At 62.2% G+C, this 23,429-nt stretch carries 18 protein-coding genes and 1 other annotated feature; of the genes, 16 read left to right on the forward strand and 2 right to left on the reverse strand.

Annotated elements, in window-relative coordinates:
• Positions 1-637: 637 nt before the first annotated feature.
• The 6 genes from B5F22_RS08595 to nspC all read left to right on the forward strand — a co-directional run bounded on the left by B5F22_RS08595 (position 638) and on the right by nspC (position 7,279).
• Positions 638-2,107, forward strand: coding sequence for an aminotransferase class V-fold PLP-dependent enzyme (locus B5F22_RS08595; RefSeq protein ID WP_087234450.1), 1,470 nt, complete (start codon positions 638-640; stop codon positions 2,105-2,107).
• Positions 2,107-2,958: a polyamine aminopropyltransferase gene (speE, locus tag B5F22_RS08600; RefSeq protein ID WP_087234448.1), complete on the forward strand. Its 852-nt coding sequence runs from the start codon at positions 2,107-2,109 to the stop codon at positions 2,956-2,958. Before B5F22_RS08595 ends, speE begins: the two co-directional genes overlap by 1 nt.
• A gap of 1 nt (position 2,959) precedes the next feature.
• The gene (gene speB, locus B5F22_RS08605) at positions 2,960-3,823 is read left to right on the forward strand and encodes an agmatinase (protein ID WP_087392247.1); all 864 of its coding nucleotides are present in this window, start codon (positions 2,960-2,962) and stop codon (positions 3,821-3,823) included.
• Between the two features lie 12 nt (positions 3,824-3,835).
• On the forward strand, positions 3,836-4,579 hold the full coding sequence (locus B5F22_RS08610; RefSeq protein ID WP_242955090.1) for an aspartate kinase: 744 nt from the start codon (positions 3,836-3,838) through the stop codon (positions 4,577-4,579).
• 231 nt (positions 4,580-4,810) lie between these two features.
• The gene (locus B5F22_RS08615) at positions 4,811-6,070 is read left to right on the forward strand and encodes a saccharopine dehydrogenase family protein (RefSeq protein WP_087392249.1); all 1,260 of its coding nucleotides are present in this window, start codon (positions 4,811-4,813) and stop codon (positions 6,068-6,070) included.
• The gene (gene nspC, locus B5F22_RS08620) at positions 6,071-7,279 is read left to right on the forward strand and encodes a carboxynorspermidine decarboxylase (protein ID WP_087392250.1); all 1,209 of its coding nucleotides are present in this window, start codon (positions 6,071-6,073) and stop codon (positions 7,277-7,279) included.
• A 999-nt stretch (positions 7,280-8,278) separates the two neighbouring features.
• On the opposite strand, the gene B5F22_RS08625 is transcribed toward nspC, so the two are convergent.
• Together B5F22_RS08625 and B5F22_RS08630 are read right to left on the reverse strand one after the other, a co-directional pair.
• Positions 8,279-8,488: a helix-turn-helix transcriptional regulator gene (locus B5F22_RS08625; RefSeq protein ID WP_087372277.1), complete on the reverse strand. Its 210-nt coding sequence runs from the start codon at positions 8,486-8,488 to the stop codon at positions 8,279-8,281.
• 137 nt (positions 8,489-8,625) lie between these two features.
• Positions 8,626-8,817: a ribbon-helix-helix domain-containing protein gene (locus B5F22_RS08630; protein WP_087392251.1), complete on the reverse strand. Its 192-nt coding sequence runs from the start codon at positions 8,815-8,817 to the stop codon at positions 8,626-8,628.
• 158 nt (positions 8,818-8,975) lie between these two features.
• On the opposite strand from B5F22_RS08630, the gene B5F22_RS12775 reads away from it, so the two are divergent.
• The 10 genes from B5F22_RS12775 to B5F22_RS08675 all read left to right on the forward strand — a co-directional run bounded on the left by B5F22_RS12775 (position 8,976) and on the right by B5F22_RS08675 (position 23,264).
• A complete protein-coding gene (locus B5F22_RS12775) occupies positions 8,976-9,107 on the forward strand; it encodes a hypothetical protein (RefSeq protein ID WP_275532482.1) in 132 nt (43 codons plus the stop codon).
• Between the two features lie 466 nt (positions 9,108-9,573).
• The gene (locus B5F22_RS08635) at positions 9,574-10,077 is read left to right on the forward strand and encodes a shikimate kinase (protein ID WP_087392252.1); all 504 of its coding nucleotides are present in this window, start codon (positions 9,574-9,576) and stop codon (positions 10,075-10,077) included.
• Positions 10,078-10,089: 12 nt separating this feature from the next.
• Positions 10,090-11,976, forward strand: coding sequence for a DEAD/DEAH box helicase (locus B5F22_RS08640; RefSeq protein ID WP_087392253.1), 1,887 nt, complete (start codon positions 10,090-10,092; stop codon positions 11,974-11,976).
• On the forward strand, positions 11,966-12,820 hold the full coding sequence (locus B5F22_RS08645; protein ID WP_087392254.1) for a metallophosphoesterase: 855 nt from the start codon (positions 11,966-11,968) through the stop codon (positions 12,818-12,820). The genes B5F22_RS08640 and B5F22_RS08645 overlap by 11 nt, the downstream gene beginning before the upstream one ends.
• Before the next feature lie 672 nt (positions 12,821-13,492).
• Positions 13,493-15,376, forward strand: coding sequence for a tRNA uridine-5-carboxymethylaminomethyl(34) synthesis enzyme MnmG (gene mnmG, locus B5F22_RS08650; protein ID WP_087392255.1), 1,884 nt, complete (start codon positions 13,493-13,495; stop codon positions 15,374-15,376).
• 17 nt (positions 15,377-15,393) lie between these two features.
• Positions 15,394-16,725, forward strand: a complete 1,332-nt coding sequence (locus B5F22_RS08655; protein WP_087392256.1) for a Mur ligase family protein — start codon at positions 15,394-15,396, stop codon at positions 16,723-16,725.
• A 12-nt stretch (positions 16,726-16,737) separates the two neighbouring features.
• Positions 16,738-17,466 carry a hypothetical protein gene (locus B5F22_RS08660; RefSeq protein WP_087392257.1) on the forward strand — a complete coding sequence of 243 codons (729 nt, stop codon included), beginning with the start codon at positions 16,738-16,740 and terminating at the stop codon, positions 17,464-17,466.
• The gene (prmA, locus tag B5F22_RS08665; RefSeq protein ID WP_087392258.1) at positions 17,463-18,404 is read left to right on the forward strand and encodes a 50S ribosomal protein L11 methyltransferase; all 942 of its coding nucleotides are present in this window, start codon (positions 17,463-17,465) and stop codon (positions 18,402-18,404) included. Before B5F22_RS08660 ends, prmA begins: the two co-directional genes overlap by 4 nt.
• Before the next feature lie 357 nt (positions 18,405-18,761).
• Positions 18,762-19,007 (forward strand) — a binding site (T-box leader).
• 260 nt (positions 19,008-19,267) lie between these two features.
• Positions 19,268-22,075, forward strand: a complete 2,808-nt coding sequence (ileS, locus tag B5F22_RS08670; protein WP_087392259.1) for an isoleucine--tRNA ligase — start codon at positions 19,268-19,270, stop codon at positions 22,073-22,075.
• Between the two features lie 163 nt (positions 22,076-22,238).
• Positions 22,239-23,264 (forward strand): hypothetical protein, encoded by a 1,026-nt coding sequence (locus tag B5F22_RS08675; RefSeq protein ID WP_087392260.1) that lies wholly within the window; start codon positions 22,239-22,241, stop codon positions 23,262-23,264.
• Positions 23,265-23,429 lie beyond the last annotated feature (165 nt).

Here is a 23,429-nt window from a genome sequence, read left to right on the forward strand (position 1 = left end):
CCAGCGGGGAGCGTCCCCACCAGGCTGGCAAGCCTGAGCCTTGGGCGGTTAGACGGACAACCCCTTACACAGGGGAGCCTTTAGGAGGTCTTCCAGCGGAGCGTCCCTGCCAGGGACGCAGGTTTGCGCCTGAGCAGCAGAAGAAGGCCAAGCCTTCTTCCTCAAATTTTTACCTGAATTTCTCCAAAAAATATTGACACCACCCCCACCCCATGCTATACTCAGCTAGAATTTGACTGGAGTTTATCTGGCCAAGCATACTAGGACCACTCCTCCGGGAGTTAAGGCCATACGGACAGCCGGGTCCACTGCCGATTGGCGGTTTTACCGCCTTATTGATTGAGTTAAAAGCTCAAATTTTATAAGTTGGTTACTTTATAACCGAAATGCGCATTTGCGCAGACTTGTGAAACGGTCAATAACAGAGTAGTAAAAGTATCTTGTTGCTATATAGACTCTATGTACCAAGCCCCCTCCACCCCCCTTTTTTGTCGTCCCGATTTGCGGGGCGGCGCACCCGCTCCCCTGCCCACTCCGGGGATGGGTCTGTCGGAACACGGGCTTTCCCATATTGACCTTGTTTGACACAAGCTGTACAGATGCAGCTTGTGTCTTTTTTTGTATCGAGGTGTGGCATATGAAGAGAAAACACGTCCTTGACCAGAGTCAAGCCCCCATTTACCAAGCCCTCCAGACCTTCCGCCAGATGCGGGTGGTGCCCTTTGACGTGCCCGGCCACAAGCGGGGCCGGGGCAACCCGGAGCTCACCGAGTTTCTGGGCCAGCAGTGCGTGAGCATCGACGTCAACAGCATGAAGCCCCTGGACAACCTGTGCCATCCCATCTCGGTGATTCGCCAGGCCGAGGAGCTGGCCGCCGATGCCTTTGGCGCCGCCCACGCCTTTTTGATGGTGGGCGGCACCACCAGTTCCGTGCAGTCCATGGTGCTGTCCACCTGCAAGCGGGGGGACAAGATCATCATGCCCCGCAACGTCCACCGCAGCGTCATCAACGCCCTGGTGCTGTGCGGCGCCATCCCCGTCTACGTCAACCCCGAGGTGGACCACCAGCTGGGCATCTCCCTGGGCATGAAGCGGGAGCAGGTGGCCAAGGCCATCCGGGAGAACCCGGACGCCGTGGCGGTGCTGGTGAACAACCCCACCTACTACGGCATTTGCAGCGACCTGAAGGCCATTGTGAAGATGGCCCACGAGGCGGGCATGTACTGCCTGGCCGACGAGGCCCACGGCACCCACTTCTACTTCGGGGAAAACATGCCCATCTCCGCCATGGAGGCGGGGGCGGACATGGCCGCCGTGTCCATGCACAAAAGCGGCGGCAGCCTCACCCAGTCCTCCCTGCTGCTCATCGGCCCCAACATCCACGAGGGCCACGTGCGCAAGATCATCAACCTCACCCAGACCACCTCGGGCAGCTATCTGTTGATGTCCAGCCTGGACATCAGCCGCCGCAACCTGGCCTTGCGTGGCCCTGAGGTGTTCCGCCAGGTCACCGCCATGGCGGAGTACGCCCGGGAGGAGATCAACGCCGTGGGCGGCTACTACGCCTTCGGCGGCGAGCTGGTGAATGGAGACTCCATCTTCGCCTTTGACCCCACCAAGCTCAGCGTCCACACCCGGGACATCGGCCTGGCGGGCATTGAGGTGTACGACCTGCTCCGGGATGAGTACGACATTCAGATTGAGTTCGGCGACATCGGCAACATTCTGGCCTATCTCTCCATCGGCGATCGGCCCCAGGAGCTGGAGCGGCTGGTCAGCGCCCTGGCGGAAATCCGGCGGCGGTACCAGACCGACGCCAGCGGGCTGATGAACCAGGAGTACATTGACCCCGAGGTGGTCACCAGCCCCCAAGAGGCCTTTTACGCCGACAAAAAGAGCGTGCGGCTGGAGGACAGCGCCGGGGAAGTGTGCAGCGAGTTCGTCATGTGCTATCCCCCCGGAATCCCCATCCTGGCCCCCGGCGAGCGGATTACCCCCGAGATTTTGGACTACATCCGCTACGCCAAGGCCAAGGGCTGCTCCATGACCGGACCCGAGGACCCGGACATTGAGCACATCAACATTCTCACCCAGGAGGCGCTGTGATGGAACTGTGGTTTAGCGAATTTCATACCCCGGACGTGAAGCACAGCATCCGGGTCCAGCGGCATCTGTACTCCCACAAGAGCGAGTTTCAGCAGATTGACATCTACGACACCCCCGAGTTCGGCAAGGTGCTCACCCTGGACGGCAACGTCATGCTCACCGAGCGGGACGAGTTCATCTACGACGAGATGATCACCCACGTGCCCATGGCGGTACACCCCAACGTCCAGGACGTGCTGGTCATCGGCGCGGGCGACGGCGGCGTGGTGCGGGAGCTGGCCCGGTACGAGTCCATCCGCCGCATCGACCTGGTGGAGATGGACGAGCAGGTGCTGGACGCCTGCCGCCGCTACCTGCCCGGCAACGCCTGCCGTCTGGACGATGACCGGGTGCACATCTACTTCGACAACGCCCTGCGGTTCATCCGCCGCAAGCATGCCCAGTATGATTTGATTATCGTGGACTCCACCGACCCCTTCGGCCCCTCCGAGGGCTACTTCACCCGGGAGTTCTACGGCATCTGCTACAACGCCCTCCGGGAGGACGGCATCATGGTCAACCAGCAGGGCAGCCCCTTCTACCACCAGGACGCCGAGGCCATGCAGCGCAGCCACAAGCGCATCGTCAGCACCTTCCCCATCAGCCGGGTGTACCAGGCCCACATCCCCACCTACGCCGCCGGGTACTGGCTGTTTGGCTTTGCCAGCAAGAAATATCACCCCATCGACGACTTCGACCGGGACAAATGGCTGGCCCTGCACCTGAAAACCAACTATTACACCGTCCGGCTCCACACCGGCGCATTCTGCCTCCCGGCCTTCCTGGAGAGAATGCTGGAGGAGGTAGAATGATATGAAACCCAATATTGAGACCTTTATCGCCTGCGATGCCCCCTTTGAAGAGGCCAAAATCGTCCTCTTTGGGGCCCCCTTTGACTCCACCACCAGCTTCCGCCCTGGAGCCCGGTTCGGCTCCGCGGCCATGCGCCACGAGAGCTTCGGGCTGGAGACCTACAGCCCCTACCAGGACCGGGACCTCACCGACTGCAAGATTTTCGACTCCGGGGACCTGGAGCTGTGCTTCGGCAGCGTCCAGCAGGCCCTGGACGACATCGAGGCCCGGGCCCAGGAGATTCTGGACCATGACAAGCTGCCCCTGCTCATCGGCGGCGAGCACTCCGTCACCCTGGGGGCGGTGCGGGCGGTGCACAAGCGCTACCCGGACTTGCACATCGTCCACTTCGACGCCCACGCCGACCTGCGGCAGGACTACCTGGGCATGCCTCTCAGCCACGCCTGTGTTCTCCGCCGCTGCCACGACCTGGTGGGCGACGGACGCATCCACCAGTTCTGCATCCGCAGCGGCGAGCGGGAGGAGTTCGTCTTCGCCCGCTCCCACACCGATTTTCACCCCTTCACCTTTGACGGCCTGGCAGACCTCACCGCCCAGCTGGCCCAGAGCCAGGTCCCGGTGTACCTCACCATCGACCTGGACTGCCTGGACCCCTCCGTGTTCCCCGGCACCGGCACCCCCGAGGCAGGGGGCGTGACCTTCCTGGAGCTGCTGGAGGCCATTCGCCGCTTCGAGCACGTCAACGTGGTGGGGGCGGACGTCAACGAGCTGGCCCCCATGCTGGACGCCAGCGGGGTGTCCACCGCCACCGCCTGCAAGGTGCTGCGGGAGCTGCTGCTCACCTTGAGCCACGGGGAGGGCTGAGAAGTGGCACTGATGGTACTGAAATTCGGGGGCACCTCGGTGGCAGACAGCCAGCGCATCCGCCACATCTGCTCCCTCATCGCCCGGGCCTATGATGCAGGCAACCAGGTGGTGGTGGTGCTCTCCGCCCAGGGCCACACCACCGACCGCCTCATGGAGCAGGCCCTGGAGCTCAACCCCAACCCCTCCGGCCGGGAGCTGGACATGCTGCTGACCACCGGGGAACAGATCTCCATTTCCCTGGCCGCCCTATGCATGGAGCACATGGGCTATGAGGCCGTGAGCCTCACCGGGTGGCAGGCGGGCATTCGCACCACCGACGACTACACCCAGGCCCAAATCCAGAGCGTCTCCCCTGCCGCCATCAAAAAGGAGCTGGCCCGGGGCCGCATCGTCTTTGTGGCCGGGTTCCAGGGGGTGGACGCCTGGGGCAACCTCACCACCCTGGGCCGGGGCGGCTCGGACACCACCGCCGTGGCTCTGGCCGCCGCCCTGCGGGCGGACGTGTGCCAGATTTACACCGACGTGGATGGGGTGTACACCGCCGACCCCCGGAAGGACCCCACCGCCACCAAGCTGGAGGAAATCTCCTACGAGGCCATGCTGGACATGGCCCAGCATGGGGCCCAGGTGCTCCACGACCGCTGTGTCATCCTGGCCCGCCGCCACAACATCCCCATCGAGGTGCGCTCCTCCTTCCACGACGTGCCCGGCACCTGGGTGCGCAACCTGGTGGCCCAGGAGCACGCCAGTTAGGGGCTTTCTGAAAAGTCGAAATCATTGACTTTTCCAACCATCAACGCCAGCTACTGCGTTAAAAATGCTCGGAATCCACCCAGGATTCCTGTGCTTTTTGCCTGGTATCTGTCTGTTGCTTGTGAAAAATTCTGCGATTTCTTAGTTTTCAGATGCGCCTAAGGTAAAAAAGTTTTCCACAAGATTCCCATAGATTGTTGAAATTTTGATACATAGAAAGGAAGATGGAACATGAGTCGAGTATTGGTCATCGGCTGTGGAGGCGTGGCCTCCGTGGCCATCCGCAAGTGCTGTCAGGTCAGCGAGGTGTTCACCGAGCTGTGCATCGCCAGCCGCACCAAGTCCAAGTGTGACGCCCTGGCCGCCGAGCTGGAGGGCAAGACCGCCACCAAGATCACCACCGCCCAGGTGGATGCCGATAAGGTGGAGGAGGTCATTGCCCTCATCCAGAGCTACAAGCCCGACCTGGTGATGAACATCGCCCTGCCCTATCAGGATTTGACCATCATGGACGCCTGCCTGGCCTGCGGGGTCAACTACATGGACACCGCCAACTACGAGCCCGAGGACATCGAGGACCCCCAGTGGAAGGCCATCTACGAGAAGCGGTGTGAGGAGAAGGGCTTCTCCGCCTACTTCGACTACTCCTGGCAGTGGGCCTATCGGGAGAAGTTCGAGAAGGCCGGGCTCATCGCCCTGCTGGGCTGCGGCTTCGACCCCGGTGTCACCCAGGCCTACTGCGCCTACGCCAAGAAGCACGAGTTTGACACCATCGACACCATTGACATTCTGGACTGCAACGGCGGCGACCACGGCTACCCCTTCGCCACCAACTTCAACCCCGAGGTGAACCTGCGGGAGGTGTCCGCCCCCGGCAGCTACTGGGAGGACGGCCACTGGGTGGAGATCCCCGCCATGAGCATCAAGCGGGAGTACGACTTCGACCAGGTGGGCATGAAGGACATGTACCTGCTCCACCACGAGGAGATCGAGTCCCTGGCCGAGAACATCCCCGAGGTGCAGCGCATCCGCTTCTTCATGACCTTCGGCCAGAGCTACCTGACCCACATGAAGTGTCTGGAGAATGTGGGCATGCTGTCCACCACCCCTGTGGAGTTTGAGGGCCACCAGATCGTGCCCATCAAGTTCCTCAAGGAGCTGCTGCCCGACCCCGCCAGCCTGGGCCCCCGCACCCACGGCAAGACCAACATCGGCTGCATCTTCACTGGCAAGAAGGACGGCAAGGAGAAGACTTACTACATCTACAACGTCTGCGACCACCAGGAGTGCTACCAGGAGGTGGCCAGCCAGGCCATCAGCTACACCACCGGCGTGCCCGCCATGTGCGGCGCCCTCATGCTGCTGACGGGCAAGTGGAACAAGATCGGCGTGCACACCGTGGAGGAGTTCGATCCCGATCCCTTCCTGGACGCCCTGGACCAGTACGGCCTGCCCCGCCGGGAGAACCACAACCCGGTGCTGGTGGACTAAATGGAGTATCTGACTCTGGGCCATCCCCCCTTCCAAGGGCTGGCCACCCACCAACTGGGGGAATTGTTTGGCAGCCTGCCCACCCCCGCCTATGTCATCGACCAGGCCCGGCTGGAACAAAACGGCCAGGTGCTCTCCGCCCTGGCCCAGCGCACAGGCTGCCACATCCTGCTGGCCCAGAAGGCCTTTTCCAACTACGACTTCTACCCCCTCCTCTCCCAGTACCTGGCGGGCACCGAGGCCAGCGGCCTCTATGAGGCCCGGCTGGGCTTCGAGGAGATGGGGGGCAAAGAGGTCCACGTGTTCTGCGCCGGGTACCGGGAGGACGAATTTGGCGAGCTGCTGCGCTACGCCGACCACATCGTGTTCAACTCCATCCACCAGCTGAAAACCCTGGGCCCCCGGGCCAAGGAGGCGGGGAAGAGTGTGGGGCTGCGCATCAACCCCCAGTGCTCCACCCAGGAGGGACACGCCATTTACGACCCCTGCGCCCCCGGCAGCCGCATGGGGGTGACCCGGGAAATCTGGAACGCCCAGATGGACGCGGACACCCTGGAGCTGCTGGACGGGCTGCACTTCCACACCCTGTGCGAGCAAAATGCCGACGACCTGGCCACCACCCTGGAGGCGGTGGAGGAGAACTTCGGGGACGTGCTGCCCGGCATGAAGTGGCTGAACATGGGGGGCGGGCACCACATCACCCGCCCCGACTACCAGATGGACACCCTGGAGGGGTGCATCCGCCGCGCCCAGGACACCTGGGGAGTGGAGGTGTACCTGGAGCCGGGGGAGGCGGTGGCCCTCAACGCCGGGTATCTGGTGAGCCGGGTGGTGGACCTGGTGGAAAACGCCGGGGTGCACATCGCCATTCTGGACGCCAGCGCCGCCTGCCACATGCCCGACGTGCTGGAGATGCCCTACCAGCCCCCCATTCTCCAGGCTGTGGCCCAGTCCGGCGGGGCGCACACCTACCGCCTGGCAGGCCCCACCTGTCTGGCCGGGGACGTGGTGGGGGACTACTCCTTCGCCCAGCCCCTGAAGCGGGGGGACCTGGTGGTGTTTGGGGACATGGCCATCTACACCACCTGCAAAAACAACACCTTCAACGGCATGCCCCTGCCTGACCTCTGGCGGCTGGACCCCCAGGGCGGGCTGGAGCAGCTGACCCAGTTCGGATATCACAACTTCAAGGCCCGGTTGGGCCGATAAGGCAAGAAAACACCCCTCTGGAGCGGAAAACCCGCTCCAGAGGGGTGCGTTGTTTGTGGAAGACCGGAAAACCTCTCCGTCACCGCTGGCGCTGTGCCACCTCTCCCAAAGGGAGAGGTGAGGGGTTGTCCGTCTAACCGCCCCTGTTTCAGGCTTGCCAGCCTGGCAGGGACGCTCCGCTGGGGTAACTTTCTGACTGGGCAGAAAGTTACCAAAGACCCACCAAAGGCGGGGCCTTCCCCCGCCTTGTGGAATCCACCCCGCGGTACTGGGTGGAAGGTGCATCGTTCTCGGTTCGGCCCTTAGTCTGGTAGGGTCACATAGATGGCGTTGCATTCTATGGGTTATATCTGCTCCTCTGTTGGTGCCAGCTTCTACCCCCAGGGCCTTACCCTGGCCAGCAACTGTTCCCAGTTGCCGGGGGCCGGGCGCAAAAAGCCCCTGAACATTACCGAATTTCTTGCGTTGTTGGGTGTAGGGGAGGGGCTTGCCCCTCCCGAATCCCCCAGGGCAATACAAGGGAACCAACGGGCCGGGCAAGCCACGGCCCTTACCGCAGCGCAACAGGATGGTGCAGCAAAACCCCCGGCGGCGGGAACGCCGCTTGGCCAGGGTAGGCCCGGACGTGGAAACCGCCCATCTATAGGGCCAGCTGCCCAAGGTGGCCTGGTGTGGCGGCACAAACAGGGGCCACAGCAAGGGTGACGGGCCGACTATAGCCTTGACGCAGGTTCAGCCTCGTACCCCAGGGAGGTACCTAGGGGGGAACGCCCTAGGCGGGTTTTGGTGACTTTTGCCCGAACAAAAGTCACCCCCAGCGGGGAGCGTCCCAACCGGGCTGGCAAGCCGGAACCCTGGGTGGTTAGAGCCCCGGTTCACGCCGGGCCACTCCCTGAGGGAGGCTTTGGGCCTGGAATAGCCCGGAACATTGCCGAATTTCTTGGGCCGCTGGGGTAGGGGCCGTGGCTTGCCCGGCCCGCTGTATCCTTACCCCAGCGCTCACAGGGGCGTCCGCCTGTCACTGACACATAATAGATAGTCAATGCTGGTGTGATAAAATTTCGCCAACTCAATGAGGACCCGGGTGGGAATGTCATTTTCCCCCGTCTCATATTTGGAGTACCCCGTCTGAGACATGCCCAGAAACTTTGCCACCTGGGTTTGGGTCAAATCGGCGTCTTCTCGTAAATCTCGCAATCGGTTCATCACACATCACCTCTTGCAGAGTATGGCATAACCTGAAACAGAGTATTGACTTCTAACCTGTTTCAGGTTAAATTGAAGGCGGAGGATGCATGAAAAAACGCCCCCTGGAGGGGGATAATCCCTCTGGGGGCGTGGGCAACTCATGTACCTGTATGTTCCTGGTTGGACGATGATGCCTCTTTCTCCTTTTTCAACTGCTCAATGCCAATGCGAATGAGCTCCAACGTGGCGGCAGAACGGCTGGCATATCGGTTCTCAAAGCGAAAATCGTCAATTTCCTTCAAAAGTTCCTCGTCCACAATGACGGTGTAGCGTGGTTTTTGCGTGGGCACTCATACCACCTCCTCACAGTTCATATTATGCGCAGGTTCATAGGTTCTGTCAAGCAGAACCTTTTTCCCAAAAAGTGCTTGACGGGTTCTGAACCTATGAACTATAATACAGCTAGGTTCAGACGTTCAGATGTTCTGACAGGAAGGAGGTATGTTGCATGACCAGCGACTTCAAGCGAATCTCCTTTGCGGTAACGCCCGAGCTGGAAAAATCCCTGGACCGCATGAAACAGGAGTTTTTCTATAATGAAACCCATTCCCACATGATACGGGAGTTGCTGCCCTGCTGATTCTGGCCCAAAACAAGCGCAAAGCGTAACGAAATCGAAATTGCACCCCTGGAGCAAATCCTGCTCCAGGGGTGCTGCTATTTGCCCGGAAAGGCCTCAAACATCGCCACTCCTTGTAGCCCTCTCCGTCACAGCTGGCGCTGTGCCACCTCTCCCAAAGGGAGAGGCAAGGCGGGGTGCCGTACGCTGAAAGGGCTTTAAACAGTTCCACTTTCCCTGGTTTTTCGGCCGTAGGGGAGGGGCTTGCCCCTCCCGAATCCTCCAGAGCAATGCCAGGGAGCCAACGGGCCGGGCAAGCCACGGCCCCTACCACAGCACACCACGGGAAGGGACGCAAAGCCGGGAGCAGGCCCCCCTCCCTCTTGCCTTTTCCAGGTGGAATCTGATATAATAGTCTGTCTTATCATGGGCAAATATCGCCCATCCTCCCACGGGGAGATGGGCCTGCGTATGGGATGTGAGGCAGATGGACAACATCATCTTAATTGGAATGCCCGGTTCGGGAAAGAGCAGCGTGGGTGTGGTACTGGCCAAGACCCTGGGCTACGACTTTCTGGACGTGGATTTGCTCCTTCAGCAGCAGCAGGGGGCACTGCTGCAAGAGCTGTTGGATGAAAAGGGTGTGGAGTGGTTTCTGGACGCGGAGGCGGACGCCATCGCCTCGGTGCACTGTTCCCACACCGTCATCGCCCCCGGCGGCAGCTGCATCTGCCGGGAGCGGGCCATCGAACACATGCGCAGTTTGGGTACCGTGGTCTATTTGCAGCTGACGCTGGAGGAAGTGGAAGGGCGCATCCACAACATGGCCACCCGGGGCATTGCCCTCCAGCCCGGCCAGACCTTGGCCGACGTCTACGCCTACCGTACCCCGCTCTATGAAGCTTGCGCCCATCTCACCGTCCCCGTGCACAACCAGAGCCTGGCGGAGACGGTCGTATCCGTGCAACAGGCTTTGACGCAATACAAGTAAAGGAACGATCACATGAATTTCAAACAACTGGGTCTTTGTGACCCCATCTTGAAGGCCCTGGCAGAGCAGGAGTACACCGCCCCCACTCCCATCCAGCAAGGGGCCATTCCCCCCGCCCTGGCCGGAAGGGACGTGCTGGGCTGCGCCCAGACGGGCACCGGCAAGACCTGCGCGTTTTCCGCCCCCATTTTGCAGCGTCTGTCCAAGAAGGTCCCCAACCCCCGGGTCATTCGGGCCCTGATCCTCACCCCCACCCGGGAGCTGGCCATCCAGATTCAGGACTCCCTGGTGGCCTACGGAAAGCACCTGCCCCTGAGAAGCGCCGTCATCTTCGGCGGCGTGGGCCAGCAGCCCCAGGTGGATCAAATCAAAAAGGGTCTGGACATTCTGGTGGCCACCCCCGGCCGCCTCTTAGACCTCCACGGCCAGGGCCTGCTGGACCTGAGCCACATTGAGATTTTCGTCCTGGACGAGGCCGACCGGATGCTGGACATGGGCTTTATCCACGACGTGCGCCGAGTGTTGAAGCTGCTGCCCAAGAAGAAGCAGACTCTCTTCTTCTCCGCCACCATGCCCCCCGAGGTGATGGAGCTGGTCAACGCCCTGCTCCACGACTACGCCCGGGTGGCTGTGGACCCGGTGTCCTCCCCGGTGGAGGTCATCGGCCAAAAGCTGTTCTACGTGGACAAGAACAACAAGACCAAGCTGCTGTGCCACTTAATCCAGAAGTGGGACATTCCCGCCGCCCTGGTGTTCTCCCGCACCAAGCACGGGGCCAACCGCATCGCCCGGGACTTAAACGCCCAGGGCATCACCGCCGCCGCCATCCACGGCAACAAGAGCCAGACCGCCCGGGTCCAGGCCCTCAACGACTTCAAGGCGGGGCGGGTACGGGTGCTGGTGGCCACCGACATCGCCGCCCGGGGCATTGACATCGACGAGCTGTCCTGGGTGTTCAACTACAACCTCCCCGATGTGCCCGAGACCTATGTCCACCGCATTGGCCGCACCGGCCGGGCGGGTCACTCCGGCACCGCCATCTCCTTCTGTCAGTTTGACGAGAAGGCCGAGCTGAAAGCCATTGAGAAGCTGCTGGGCCGCTCCATCCCCGTGGTGGAGGACCACCCCTTCCCCATGGTGAATCTGGAGGCCCCCAAGCGGGATAAGAATGGCCGCATCATCAACGCTGAGGACGCCGAGGCCCGTCAGGCCGCCCGGGACCGCCGCCGTCAGCGGCAGGAGGAGGCCCAGGCCCAGAAGGCAGAGAAGGCCGCCAAAGCGGAGCAGGCCCCCAAGCCGGAGAAGCCCGCCAAGGCCGACAAGCCCAAACAGGAAAAGCCCCGGAAGGAGAAGCCCCGCCGGGAGAAGGCCCCTCAGCCTGCCCCCGCTCCCGCTCCCATCCCCGAGGAGCCCCACCACCACAAGCGCGGCGTGCGCCAGGGCAAGCTATCCGACACCCTGCCCCAGCAGCCCGCCATGCCCGAGACCGACTTCTACAAGCCCAATCCCCTGGATTCGGACGTGATTATGGACGCCACCGCCCGGCTGCTGGCCCCCCGCCGTCCCGTCCAGCCGCCCCGCAGCGAGAAGCCGCAGCGGGAGCGCAAGCCTCGCAATCAGCAGCCTCCCAGAGGGGAGAAACCCAGACAGGAGAAGCCCCGGAAGGAGCAGCCCAAGCAGGAGCCCCAGCCCCCCAAGGCCCAGGAGAACAAGGGCGGCAAGAAGCACAAGGGGGAGAAACCCTCCATCCTGCCCCCCTCTCTGTCCGGCAAGCGCCGCCGCTCCCGGGGCAACGATCGGCCCCGCCCCATTGAGGCCGCGCCCCGCTCCAACCGCCAGAAGGACTCCACCGAGCACCGCAGCCTGATGCGGCCCTACTACCTCCACGATGAAGATTAAAAAACCACTGCGTACCCTGGGCGCTGCCCTGGGGGTCACCGCGTGTATTTTAGGCGGCGCCGCCTTCCTCAACTGGCAGTTTTGGGGGCTGGAGGTGACCCACACCCAAGTGCCCGTCTCCGGCCTGCCCCAGGGCTTTGAGGGGATGCGGGTGGTGCACCTGTCCGACCTCCACGGCCACCAGTACGGGGAGGACCACCAGGACCTGCTGGAGCAGATTGCCGCCCAGAGCCCGGAGCTCATCGCCCTCACCGGGGACATCATCGACCAGGCCAGCCAGCGGGGTATGCTCCCCGCCCTGGCCCGGGGCCTGTCCGCCATCGCCCCCACTTACTTCGTCACCGGAAACCACGAGTGGGCGGTGGGAGACATCCGTCAGACCAAGGACCTGCTGACCGACAACGGGGTGACGGTGCTGTCCAACCAGTATGTGGTGCTGGAGCGGGGCGGCGACCAGCTGGTGCTGGCGGGCGTGGACGACGCCAACGGCTACGCCGACCAGAAGACCCCCCAGGAGCTGTACGAGGAGATTCAGCAGGACCATCCGGGCCTGTGCACCCTGCTCCTGGCCCACCGCAACAACTACTTTGACCGATACGCCGCCTGTGGCTACGCCCTGGTGCTGTCCGGCCACGCCCACGGGGGGCTCATTCGCCTGCCCTTCACCGACGGGGTGTTTGGCTCGGGCGGGGACCTCTTCCCCACCTGGACCGCCGGGGTGTACACCCTGGGAGAGAGCACCCTGTATGCCACCCGAGGGCTGGGCAATAACACCACCCCCATCCCGGGATTTCGGATGTTCAATCGGCCGGAAATTTCGGTACTGGAACTGACGAAAAAATGAATAACGAAGAATGAATAATGAAGAATTGTGGTGTGCCACTGGTGCGGCACGGATTTATAAAAGAGCGCAGTTCCGGTAGACTGTGGTAGGGGCCGGGCTTGCCCGGCCCGCTGGCTTCCACGGTATTGCCCTGGGAGATTCGGGAGGGGCAAGCCCCTCCCCTACAACGCCCTACCGAAAGCCTGGCTCCCAGCGGCGGGAACGCCGCTTCTCTAGAGTAGGCCCGGATATGGAAACCGTCACGCCATAGGGCCAGCTGCCCAAGGGGGCCTGGTGTGGTGGCACGACTAGGCGCCACAGCAAGACAGACGGGCCGAACTGAGACTTGACGCACACCCAGCCTGGTACCCCAGGGGGGTACCTAGGGGGGAACGCCCTAGGCGGGTTTTGGTTCCTTTTGCCCGAACAAAAGGAACCCCCAGCGGGAAGCGTCCCCGCCGGGCTGGCAAGCCAGCGACTGTGCGGTTAGACGGTCCATCCCTCCGCCCCGGCTCACGCCGGGCCACCTCCCTCCCTGAGGGAGGCTTTGGGCCGGGCAAGCCACGGCCCCTACCACAGCACCACAGGGCGTGCGTCAAAGAACAGGCAGCACCCTCTCCGTCAGCCCTGATGGGCTGCCACCTCTCCCAGAGGGAGAGGCAAGCAAATATAGACACAAAAGGACTTGTTTTCATGGCCTATCAAGCAGGACAATTTGATATTGCCGTCATCGGGGCGGGCCACGCCGGTATCGAGGCGGCCCTGGCCGCCGCCCGGCTGGGTCTGCGCACCCTGTGCTTCACCATCAACCTGGACGCCGTGGGCAACATGCCCTGTAACCCCGCCATCGGCGGCACGGGCAAGGGCCACCTGGTGCGGGAAATTGACGCCCTGGGCGGCGAGATGGCCAAGGCCGCCGACGCCGCCTGCATCCAGTACCGGATGCTCAACCGGGGCAAAGGCCCCGCCGTGTGGTCCCTGCGGGCCCAGGCCGACCGCAGACGGTACCAGGAGGTGTGCAAGCACACCCTGGAACTCCAGCCCAACCTGTGGGTGAAACAGGGGGAAATTGTGGACATCCTCACCGACGAGGCGGGGGCAGTGTCCGCCGTGGTCACCGAGACCGGAGCCACCTACCAGGTGAAAGCCGCCATCATCGCCAGCGGCACCTACTTGAAGGGCCGCACCATTGTGGGCCCTGTGGTGCGGGACTCCGGCCCCGACGGCATGGCCGCCGCCCAGTCCCTGTCTACCTGCCTGGAGCGGCTGGGGCTGCGCCTGCGCCGGTTTAAGACGGGCACGCCCCCCAGAGTCCACCGCCGCAGCGTGGACTTCTCCCCCATGGAGCTGCAAGAGGGGGACCAGGAAGTGGTGCCCTTCTCCTTCTCCACAAAGGAGCTGCCGGAAAATCAGGCGGTGTGCTACCTCACCTACACCAACGAGCACACCCACGCCATCATCCGGGCCAACTGGGACCAGTCCCCCCTGTACGATGGCACCATCGAGGGGGTGGGCCCCCGGTATTGCCCCTCCATTGAGACGAAAGTGGAGCGGTTCCCCGACAAACCCCGCCACCAGCTGTTCATTGAGCCCATGGGACTGAACACCGAGGAGCTGTACATCCAGGGCTTTTCCTCCTCTCTTCCCGAGGAGGTGCAGGTCCAGATGCTCCACACCATTCCGGGGCTGGAAGAGGCGGAGATGACCCGCCCCGCCTACGCCATCGAGTACGACTGTGTAGACCCCACCCAGCTGCTGCCCACCCTGGAATGTAAGGGCGTGCCGGGTCTGTACGGGGCGGGCCAGTTCAACGGCTCCTCCGGCTACGAGGAGGCCGCCGCCCAGGGCTTGATTGCTGGCATCAACGCCGCGTTGAAGCTGAAGGGCGAGCCGCCCCTCATTCTCTCCCGGGGAGACGGGTACATCGGGGTCTTGATTGACGATCTGGTCACCAAGGGCACCGACGAGCCCTACCGCATGATGACCTCCCGCACCGAGTACCGCCTCATCCACCGCCAGGACAACGCCGACCAGCGGCTGTGCCACCTGGGGTACCGGGTGGGGCTGGTGAGTGAGGAGCGGATGCGGGCGGTGGAGGCGAAATACGCCGCCGTAGAGCGGGAGGCCAAGCGGCTGGAGCACACCGGAGCCGCCCCCTCCCCCCAGCTGGATGAGATGCTGGCCGCCCGGGGCGAGCCCCCGTGCCCCCACGGGGCACGGCTGGCGGACCTGCTGCGCCGTCCACGGGTGACGTACACCGACCTGACCCCCTTCGACCCGGACCGCCCGAAGATTTCCACAGAAGTGGCGCAGCAAGTGGAAATCTCAGTGAAGTACCAGGGGTACATTGAGCGGCAGAAGCGGCAGGTGGCCGAGATGGCCAAGCTGGAGAGCCGGGCCATTCCCCCCAATACCGACTACAACGCCATCCAGGGCCTGCGGCTGGAGGCCCGGCAGAAGCTGAGCGACATTCAGCCCTTGAACCTGGGCCAGGCAGGGCGCATCAGCGGGGTGAGCCCGGCAGACCTGGCGGCTCTGATGATCTGGCTGGACCGGGGCCACAACCCGTCAAACTGAGAAAAGAGGCTGGTACCATGAGACGATTTTTAGCCATCATTCTGTGTAAATTCATGCGCCTGGTGGGCAAACTGCTGGGCCGGGGTTCCTCCCTGCCCGGCCAGTTCGCCTTAAAGGTGTGTCCCGACGTGCTGAGTCGGGTGAAGCTGCCCCCCTACGTCATCGCCGTCACCGGCTCCAACGGCAAGACCTCCACGGTGGAGATGATCGCCGCCATTTTGAAGGCCGCCGGGAAAAACGTGGTGTACAACGCCGAGGGCTCCAATCAAATCGAGGGTGTCACCACCCTGATCCTGTCCCAGTGCGACCTGGGGGGCCGGGTGCGGGGGGACGTGCTCCTCTTAGAGAGCGACGAGCGGTACGCCCGCCACACCTTCCACTGGTTCCACCCCACCCACTTCGTCATCACCAACCTCTACCGGGACCAGCTCACCCGCAACGGACATCCCCAGTGGGTGTATGACGCCATTCTCCCCGCCATTCACCCCTCCACCACCCTGGTGCTCAACGCCGACGACCCCCAGGTGGCCTGCTTTGCCCACCAGGGCAACCCGGTGAAGTGGTTTGGGCTGGAGGCATGGCCCGGGGCCACAAAAGAGCACCACGGCATGTACCACGACGGGGCCTTCTGCCCGCTGTGCGGCGCGCCCATGGAGTACGAGCTGTACCACTACAACCACATCGGCCACTATCGCTGCACCCGGTGTGACCACCACCGGCCCCACCCCGACTTTGCGGTGACCAGCCTGGACCTGGAGGCGGGACAGCTGGTGCTGGACGGGGACACCCCCATTCAGCTGGCCTTCCGCTCCATCTACAACGTGTACAACATCCTGGCCGCCTGGTCCGCCTGCCGCATGATTGGGGTGGACAAGGCCACCGCCGCCGGGGTCATCAACAACTACATTCTGAAAAACGGGCGCATGGTGCGCTTTACCCTGGGCCAGCACCACGGCACCCTGCTGACCAGCAAGCACGAGAATTCCGTGGCCTACGACACCAACCTGCGGTACATCCGGGACACCAAGACCCCCTGTTCCGTGCTGGTGGTGGTGGACGCCATCTCCCGAAAATATTTCACCGGAGAGACCAGCTGGCTGTGGGACATTGACTTCGACATGCTCGCCGCCCCTCACGTGCAGCGGGTGGTGCTCTCCGGCCGCTACGTCAACGACCTGGCGCTGCGCTTTGCCTGCTCCGCCGTGCCCCAGGACAAGGTGGTGCTGGAAGCCAGCATCCCCCAGGCGGTGGAGTACCTGGAGGGCAGCGGCAGCGAAGATGTGTACGTGGTCACCTGCTTCTCCGACCGGGACAAGGTGTTGGACCGGGTGGAGCTGGAAGACAAGTAAGGGGTGAGAGACATGAAACTGCAATTTGTGCATCTGTGTCCCCAGCGCATGAGCCTGTATGGGGAGTACGCCAACCTGGTGGTGCTCCAGCGCATGGCGGAGGCGCTGGGCCATGAGGTGGAGGTGGTGGCCGGGGAGAACCCCGACCTCTCAAACGCCCACCTCATCTATATGGGCTGCGGCACCGAGCAGGCCCAGAAATTCGCTCTGGAGGGGCTGCGCCCCCAGGTGGAGGACCTGAAAGGGGCCCTGAACCGAGGGGCGGTGGTGCTGTTCACCGGAAACGCCATGGAAATCCTGGGCCAGTCCATCACCGACACCCAGGGCAAGGTGTGGCAGGGGTTGGGTCTGGCAGACTTCACCACCATTGAGACCCGCCAGCGCACCCCCCACGATGTGATTGCCAACACCCCGCCGGGACATTCTCCGGTGGTGGGCTTTCTAAACAAGTGCTCTCTCACCGCCGGGGTGTCCACTCCCCTCTTTGAGAGCCTGGAGATGGGCTTCGGCAACGACTGCCAGCGGGGCCCTGAGGGGTACATCCGGGGCAATCTGATGGCCACCCATCTCACCGGCCCGGTGCTGGTGAAGAATCCCGCCCTGGCCCACGAGGTGCTGCGGCGGGTGCTGACCTGTGCCGGGGCCCAGGTGCCCCAGACCCTGCCGGTGCTCCCCCACCAGCAGGAGGCCTATGACGTGACCTTGCGGGAACTACGCAGCAAAGGAGAGAACGCAGGATGAGCGAGCGCTGGTTGGAAGTGACCCTCCCCGTCCCCGCCAAGGTCATCGACCAGGTGTGCGACACCCTCACCAATAACGGCATGACCGGGCTGGTGGTGGAGGAAGAGGGAGAATTCCTCAAGTTTTTGGAGCAAAACCGCCAATACTGGGACTATGTAGACGAGGATTTGGCCCGCCACATGAAGGGGGCCAGCCGGGTAAAGTTCTATGTCCCTGACAATGAAGAGGGCGAGGCCCAGATGAGAGCCGCCCTCCGGGGCCTGGAGCAGTACGAGCCCCAGACCGTCTCCCTGCGGGAGGAGGACTGGGCCACCTCCTGGCAGAAGTATTATCAGCCCATCCCGGTGGGTCAGCGGGTGTACATCGTCCCCGAGTGGATGAAGGGTCAGCCCATCCCCGACGGCCGGGTGCCCCTGTACCTGAATCCCGGCCTCACCTTCGGCACCGGCTCCCACCCCACCACCCAGCTGTGCCTGGAACTGATGGAGCAGCACATCCACGGCGGTGAGAAGCTGCTGGACCTGGGCTGCGGCTCCGGCATTCTGGCCATTGCTGCCCTGGGACTGGGGGCAGAGCACGCCGTGGGGGTGGACATTGACCCCAAGGCGGTGGATGTGGCCTATGAAAACGCCGCCATGAACGGCATCGGCAAGGACCGCCTCACCGTGCTGGCGGGCAATGTCCTGGCCGACCAGAAGTTTGGCGACCAGCTGCGCCCGGGGCAAAACCAGGTGGTGCTGGCCAACATCGTGGCGGACGTCATCATCCCCCTGTCCGCCGTGGCACACCGCTTCCTCACCCCCGACGGGGTGTTCCTGTGCTCGGGCATCATTGACTCCCGGGCGGAGGAAGTGGCCCAGGCTCTGGAGCAAAACGGCTGGCGGATCACCCGCAAGCTGGAGCGCAAGGGCTGGTTTGCCTACGAGGCCAGAAGATAAACAAACAAGCGGAGAACTTGCCGAAAGAGGTTGCAAGTTCTCCGCTTTTTCCACGTTTGTTGTGTGTGTTGTTGCCCTGTTTTTGGACAATAAAAAGAAGTAACCGCCTAGCTCCCCAGCCCGCGGTTACTTCCAAGTAAACCCAGAGGGGGACAGCCGTCACCGGTGGCACCCCTTTTCTATCTTCGAGTATACCCCGGAAACAGTGTCCTGTCAAGGCGGAATAGAATCATTCTTGGAAATGAAATTTCCCCTCTAGAAAGTGGCCGTATTCCTGGTAGAGACGCTGTGCAAACTTAAAATTTCTGGTCACAAAAACAGTTGACAAACCCCCGCCAACTGGATAAGATATAGAGGTTAAATGCGTGGAACAGGACGAGTACCCATCTGTCCCCCACCAGAGAGCCGCTCACTTGGGTGGAAGAGCGGCAGGGCGGGCCTTGGGGAATATCACCTGGGAGCTGCAAACCCAACGGGCAGGTTTTGCCCCAGTAGGCTTTGCCGGGTTGGTCTCCGTTATCGGGACCCGTCGAGGGGTCTGTGCGTGAAGGCACAGGCAACGAGAGTGGTACCGCAGAGGTTATTCACACCTTTGTCTCTCATTTCAGAGGGACAAAGGTGTTTTTTATTCGTTGAAAAAGGCAAAAGCCTTTTCCAACGGTGATTTACACCCTGCTGCGCGCAAAGTTCGTCCGCAAACATCGCGGCCGAATTCACACTTGCAGGGCGAGAAGTATTTTCTCCCGTGCGCATGTCCCGGGAGAAAATGATTTCAATTTTTTGCGCCTGAGAGGCGCAAACTCTGCGAGGCTTTTGACATCGTTTAAAATGAAATTCTATTATGACACAGGAGGAATCCCACCATGGATTACAACAAGACCGTACACCTCCCCCAGACCGACTTCCCCATGCGGGCGGGCCTTCCCAAGCGGGAGCCTGAGCTGCTCAACGGCAAGTGGGAGGTGGAGACCTATCACAAGCTGATGAAGAAGAACGAGGGCAAGCCCAAGTTTGTCCTCCACGACGGCCCTCCCTACGCCAACGGCCACATCCACATCGGCACCGCCCTGAACAAGATTCTCAAGGACATCATCATCCGCTACAAGAACATGACCGGCTTCCAGGCCCCCTATGTCCCCGGCTGGGACACCCACGGCCTGCCCATCGAGTCCGCCATTTTGAAGGACAAGAAGATCAAGCGGGACGAGCTCACCGACTCCGAGTTCCGGGACAAGTGCCGGGACTTCGCCCTGAACTTCGTGGACATCCAGCGCAGCGAGTTCCAGCGTCTGGGCGTCATCGGCGACTGGGAGAACCCCTACCTCACCCTTAGCCCTGTGTTCGAGGCCAAGCAGGTGGAGATCTTCGGCAAGATGGCCGAGAAGGGCTACATCTACAAGGGCATGAAGCCCGTGTACTGGTGCCCCCACGACCAGACCGCTCTGGCTGAGGCCGAGATCGAGTACGCCGACGACCCCTGCACCACCATCTTCGTGAAGTTCCCCGTGAAGGACGACCAGGGCAAGCTTTCTGGCGTCACCGACCTTTCCAAGACCTACTTCGTCATTTGGACCACCACCCCCTGGACCATCCCCGGCAACTACGCCATTTCCGTCAACCCCGACTTCGACTATGTGCTGCTGCAGGCCGAGAGCGGCGAGGTGTATATCCTGGCTGAGGGCCTGGTGGAGTCCGTGTGCAAGGCCGCTGGCCTGGATCAGGCCGCCTGCACCGTGCTGGCCACCTTCAAGGGCAGCGACTTCGAGCTGATGACCGCCAAGCACCCCCTGTTCGACCGGGAGAGCGTCATCCTCTGCGGCGACCACGTGACCCTGGATGCCGGTACCGGCTGCGTCCACACCGCCCCCGGCTTCGGTGCCGACGACTTCAACATCTGCAAGGCCTACGACGATGCGGGCAAGACCCACATCGGCACCCCCGTGCCTGTCAACGCCAAGGGCGTCATGACCGATGAGCGGTACAACGGCCAGTTCTACGCCAAGGGCAACGACCTGGTGGTGGCCGACCTGGAGGCCGAGGGCTTCCTGCTGGCCAAGGAGAACATCGTCCACTCCTACCCCCACTGCTGGCGCTGCAAGAACCCCATCATCTACCGTGCCACCGAGCAGTGGTTCTGCTCCGTGGACGCCATCAAGGATACCGCTGTGAAGAGCTGCGACAACATCTCCTGGCACCCCTCCTGGGGCAAGGACCGCATGACCTCCATGATCAGCGAGCGCAACGACTGGTGCATCTCCCGTCAGCGCAAGTGGGGCGTGCCCATCCCCATCTTCTACTGCGACCAGTGCGGGGCCGACCTTGTCACCCCCGAGACCATCCAGCGTGTCTCCGAGCTGTTCCGGGAGCACGGGTCGAATGTCTGGTTTGAAAAGACCGCCGACGAGCTGGTGGAGGGTCTGGGCCTGAAGTGCCCCCACTGCGGTGGCGTCCACTTCTCCAAGGAGTCCGACATCATGGACGTGTGGTTCGACTCCGGCTCCACCCACGCCGCCGTGCTGGACGAGCGTCCCGAGCTGACCTTCCCCGCCGACGTGTACCTGGAGGGCGGCGACCAGTACCGTGGCTGGTTCCAGTCCTCCATGCTCACCTCCATCGCCGCCAAGGGTGTGGCCCCCTACAAGCAGATCATCACCCACGGCTGGACCGTGGACGGCGAGGGCAAGGCCATGCACAAGTCCCTGGGCAATGCCGTGTCCCCCGACGAGGTGATCAAAGACTACGGCGCTGACATGCTGCGCCTGTGGGTGGCCTCCGCCGACTACACCCAGGACATGCGCATCTCCCCCGAGATTTTGAAGCAGCTCAGCCAGGCCTACCTGAAGATCCGCAACACCGCCCGCTACATGCTGGGCAACCTGGCCGGCTTCGACCCCAACGCCCCTGTGGCCGTGGCCGACATGATGGAGCTGGACCGCTGGGCCGTGCACCAGTTCAACAACCTGGTGGCCGCCTGCCGCGGGGCCTATGAGCGCTACGAGTTCCACGCCGCCTACCGCGCCATCTACAACTTCTGCGTGGTGGAGATGTCCAACTTCTACCTGGATATCATCAAGGACCGCCTGTACTGTGGGGACGAGGCGGGCCGCCGCTCCGCTCAGACCGCCCTGTATATCATCGTGGACGGTATGACCCGGCTGCTGGCCCCCATCCTGGCCTTCACCAGCCAGGAGATTTGGGCCGCCATGCCCCACGCCGACAGCGATGACACCGAGTGCGTGCTGTTCAACGACATCCCCGCCGTCAATCCCGCCTACGCCATGACCGAGGCCGAGGACGAGAAGTGGAACCGCATCATCGCCCTGCGGGACGACGTGAACAAGGCTCTGGAGATCGCGAGAAGCGAGCAGGGCATCAAGAAGAGCACCGACGCCGCTCTGTCCCTCACCTTCACCGCTGCCGCCTTCGAGCAGTTCCAGGCCATGAACCTCTCCGAGGCCGATCTGGCCACCCTGTGCATCGTCTCCCAGGTCACCGTGGCCCAGGGCGAAGGCCAGGGCTACCAGGGCGAGGAGTTCGAGGGTCTCACTGTGGCTGTCTCTCTGGCCGAGGGCGCCAAGTGCCCCCGCTGCTGGAACCACGACACCAGCATCGGCACCGATCACGGCCATGCCGAGCTGTGCGCTCGCTGCGCCGCCGTGCTGGGCGAGTAAACCATCGCAATACCAAACCCTCCGGGAAATTGTACAATTTCCCGGAGGGTTTTTCTCTCTCGTCCACCCTTGGCCCTAAGGGGTTCATTATGGTATGCTGAACATACAAGAGAAAGCCTGTAAACTGCGCTCAAAAGGCTGCACCAATAAGGAGGGATATCTCATGAAAAAGGCAAGCATACGCAAATCTGCCCTTAAAATTGCAGCGGTGTTGGTGGTCCTTGTGGCGGTGGCCACCGCTGCGTTCTTCCGCTCCAAACCCATGCTGGACCCCGCCGATTCCCCCCGGATTTCCCTCATTACGGCCGACTACGAGAACGGCGGGGAGAGCTACCGCTCTACCATGGAGCAGACGGACATTTCCCAGAAGTTGAACAACGAGCTGGTGGCTCTCTTTCAAGGGACCCAGATGCGAAATGTCCGCTTCCTGCGCCCCCAGTCCTTCCGCATGGAGCCGGGCTCTGTGTATCTCAACGTCTGGGTGGAGACGGACCGCGGGTCCATGCTGGTGAACCTCTCCACCAATTCCGACTACAATTCTGCCCAGTTTGGGGACACCCATTATGCCATTGTGAATGGCCCCGACCTGTACCAAAAGGTGTATGATCGGCTGTCCCCCCTCCTGGTGGCCCATGGCTCCCCTTGGAGCTCCACAGAGCCGCCCACCGCCACGCCAGCTCCCACGCCTACCATGACCCCGCCTCCGGAAGAGCCAGAGGGCCCGCCCTCCCAGTCTCCTACAGACACGCCACCCCAGGTAACCCAGCCAGACCAGTACCAATACAGCACCTTTATGCAGAATATTAAGGTCTATAACGTGGAGGATACCAGCTTAACGCCAGAAGTAGCGGCCCAACAGCTCATGACACTATTTCTGGACGATTTAAGTAGGCCTTCCCAGGTGCGAACATTCCAGATTACTCAATATAAAAACCTGCGGGTGGAGGTGCTGCCCACCACGGAGCTGAAAGCCACCGCTGTGCTGGGATATGGCCTGACCGCAGAGGAAGTGGGCAAGATGTTCTGGATTGTGCTGCCGGAATATGAGTTCCAATATACCGGCACTCTCAGTCCCATCGGAGAATGTCCATCGGGCAAGTGGTTGAATCAGGAAGATCAGGGAAATGTGCGTGGCTTTTTGTTAAAACAGACCGAGCACGGCTATTCTCTGCAATCACGGTATCAATAACGGGTGTGATTTCGCTGGCTTGTGGTCTGTTTGGGACCGGCAAACTCCTGACGTAGCCCACAAATTCACAGGGACTGCGCAGAAATATTCTGCCTCTTACCACAAAGTACCTTGCAGCTACGGTGGGTGTTCTGGATATATTTTGCAGCGGCACTACGCTCAGAC

Source organism: Pseudoflavonifractor sp. An187, assembly GCF_002160275.1.
Taxonomy (GTDB): Bacteria; Bacillota; Clostridia; order Oscillospirales; family Oscillospiraceae; genus Enterenecus; species Enterenecus faecium.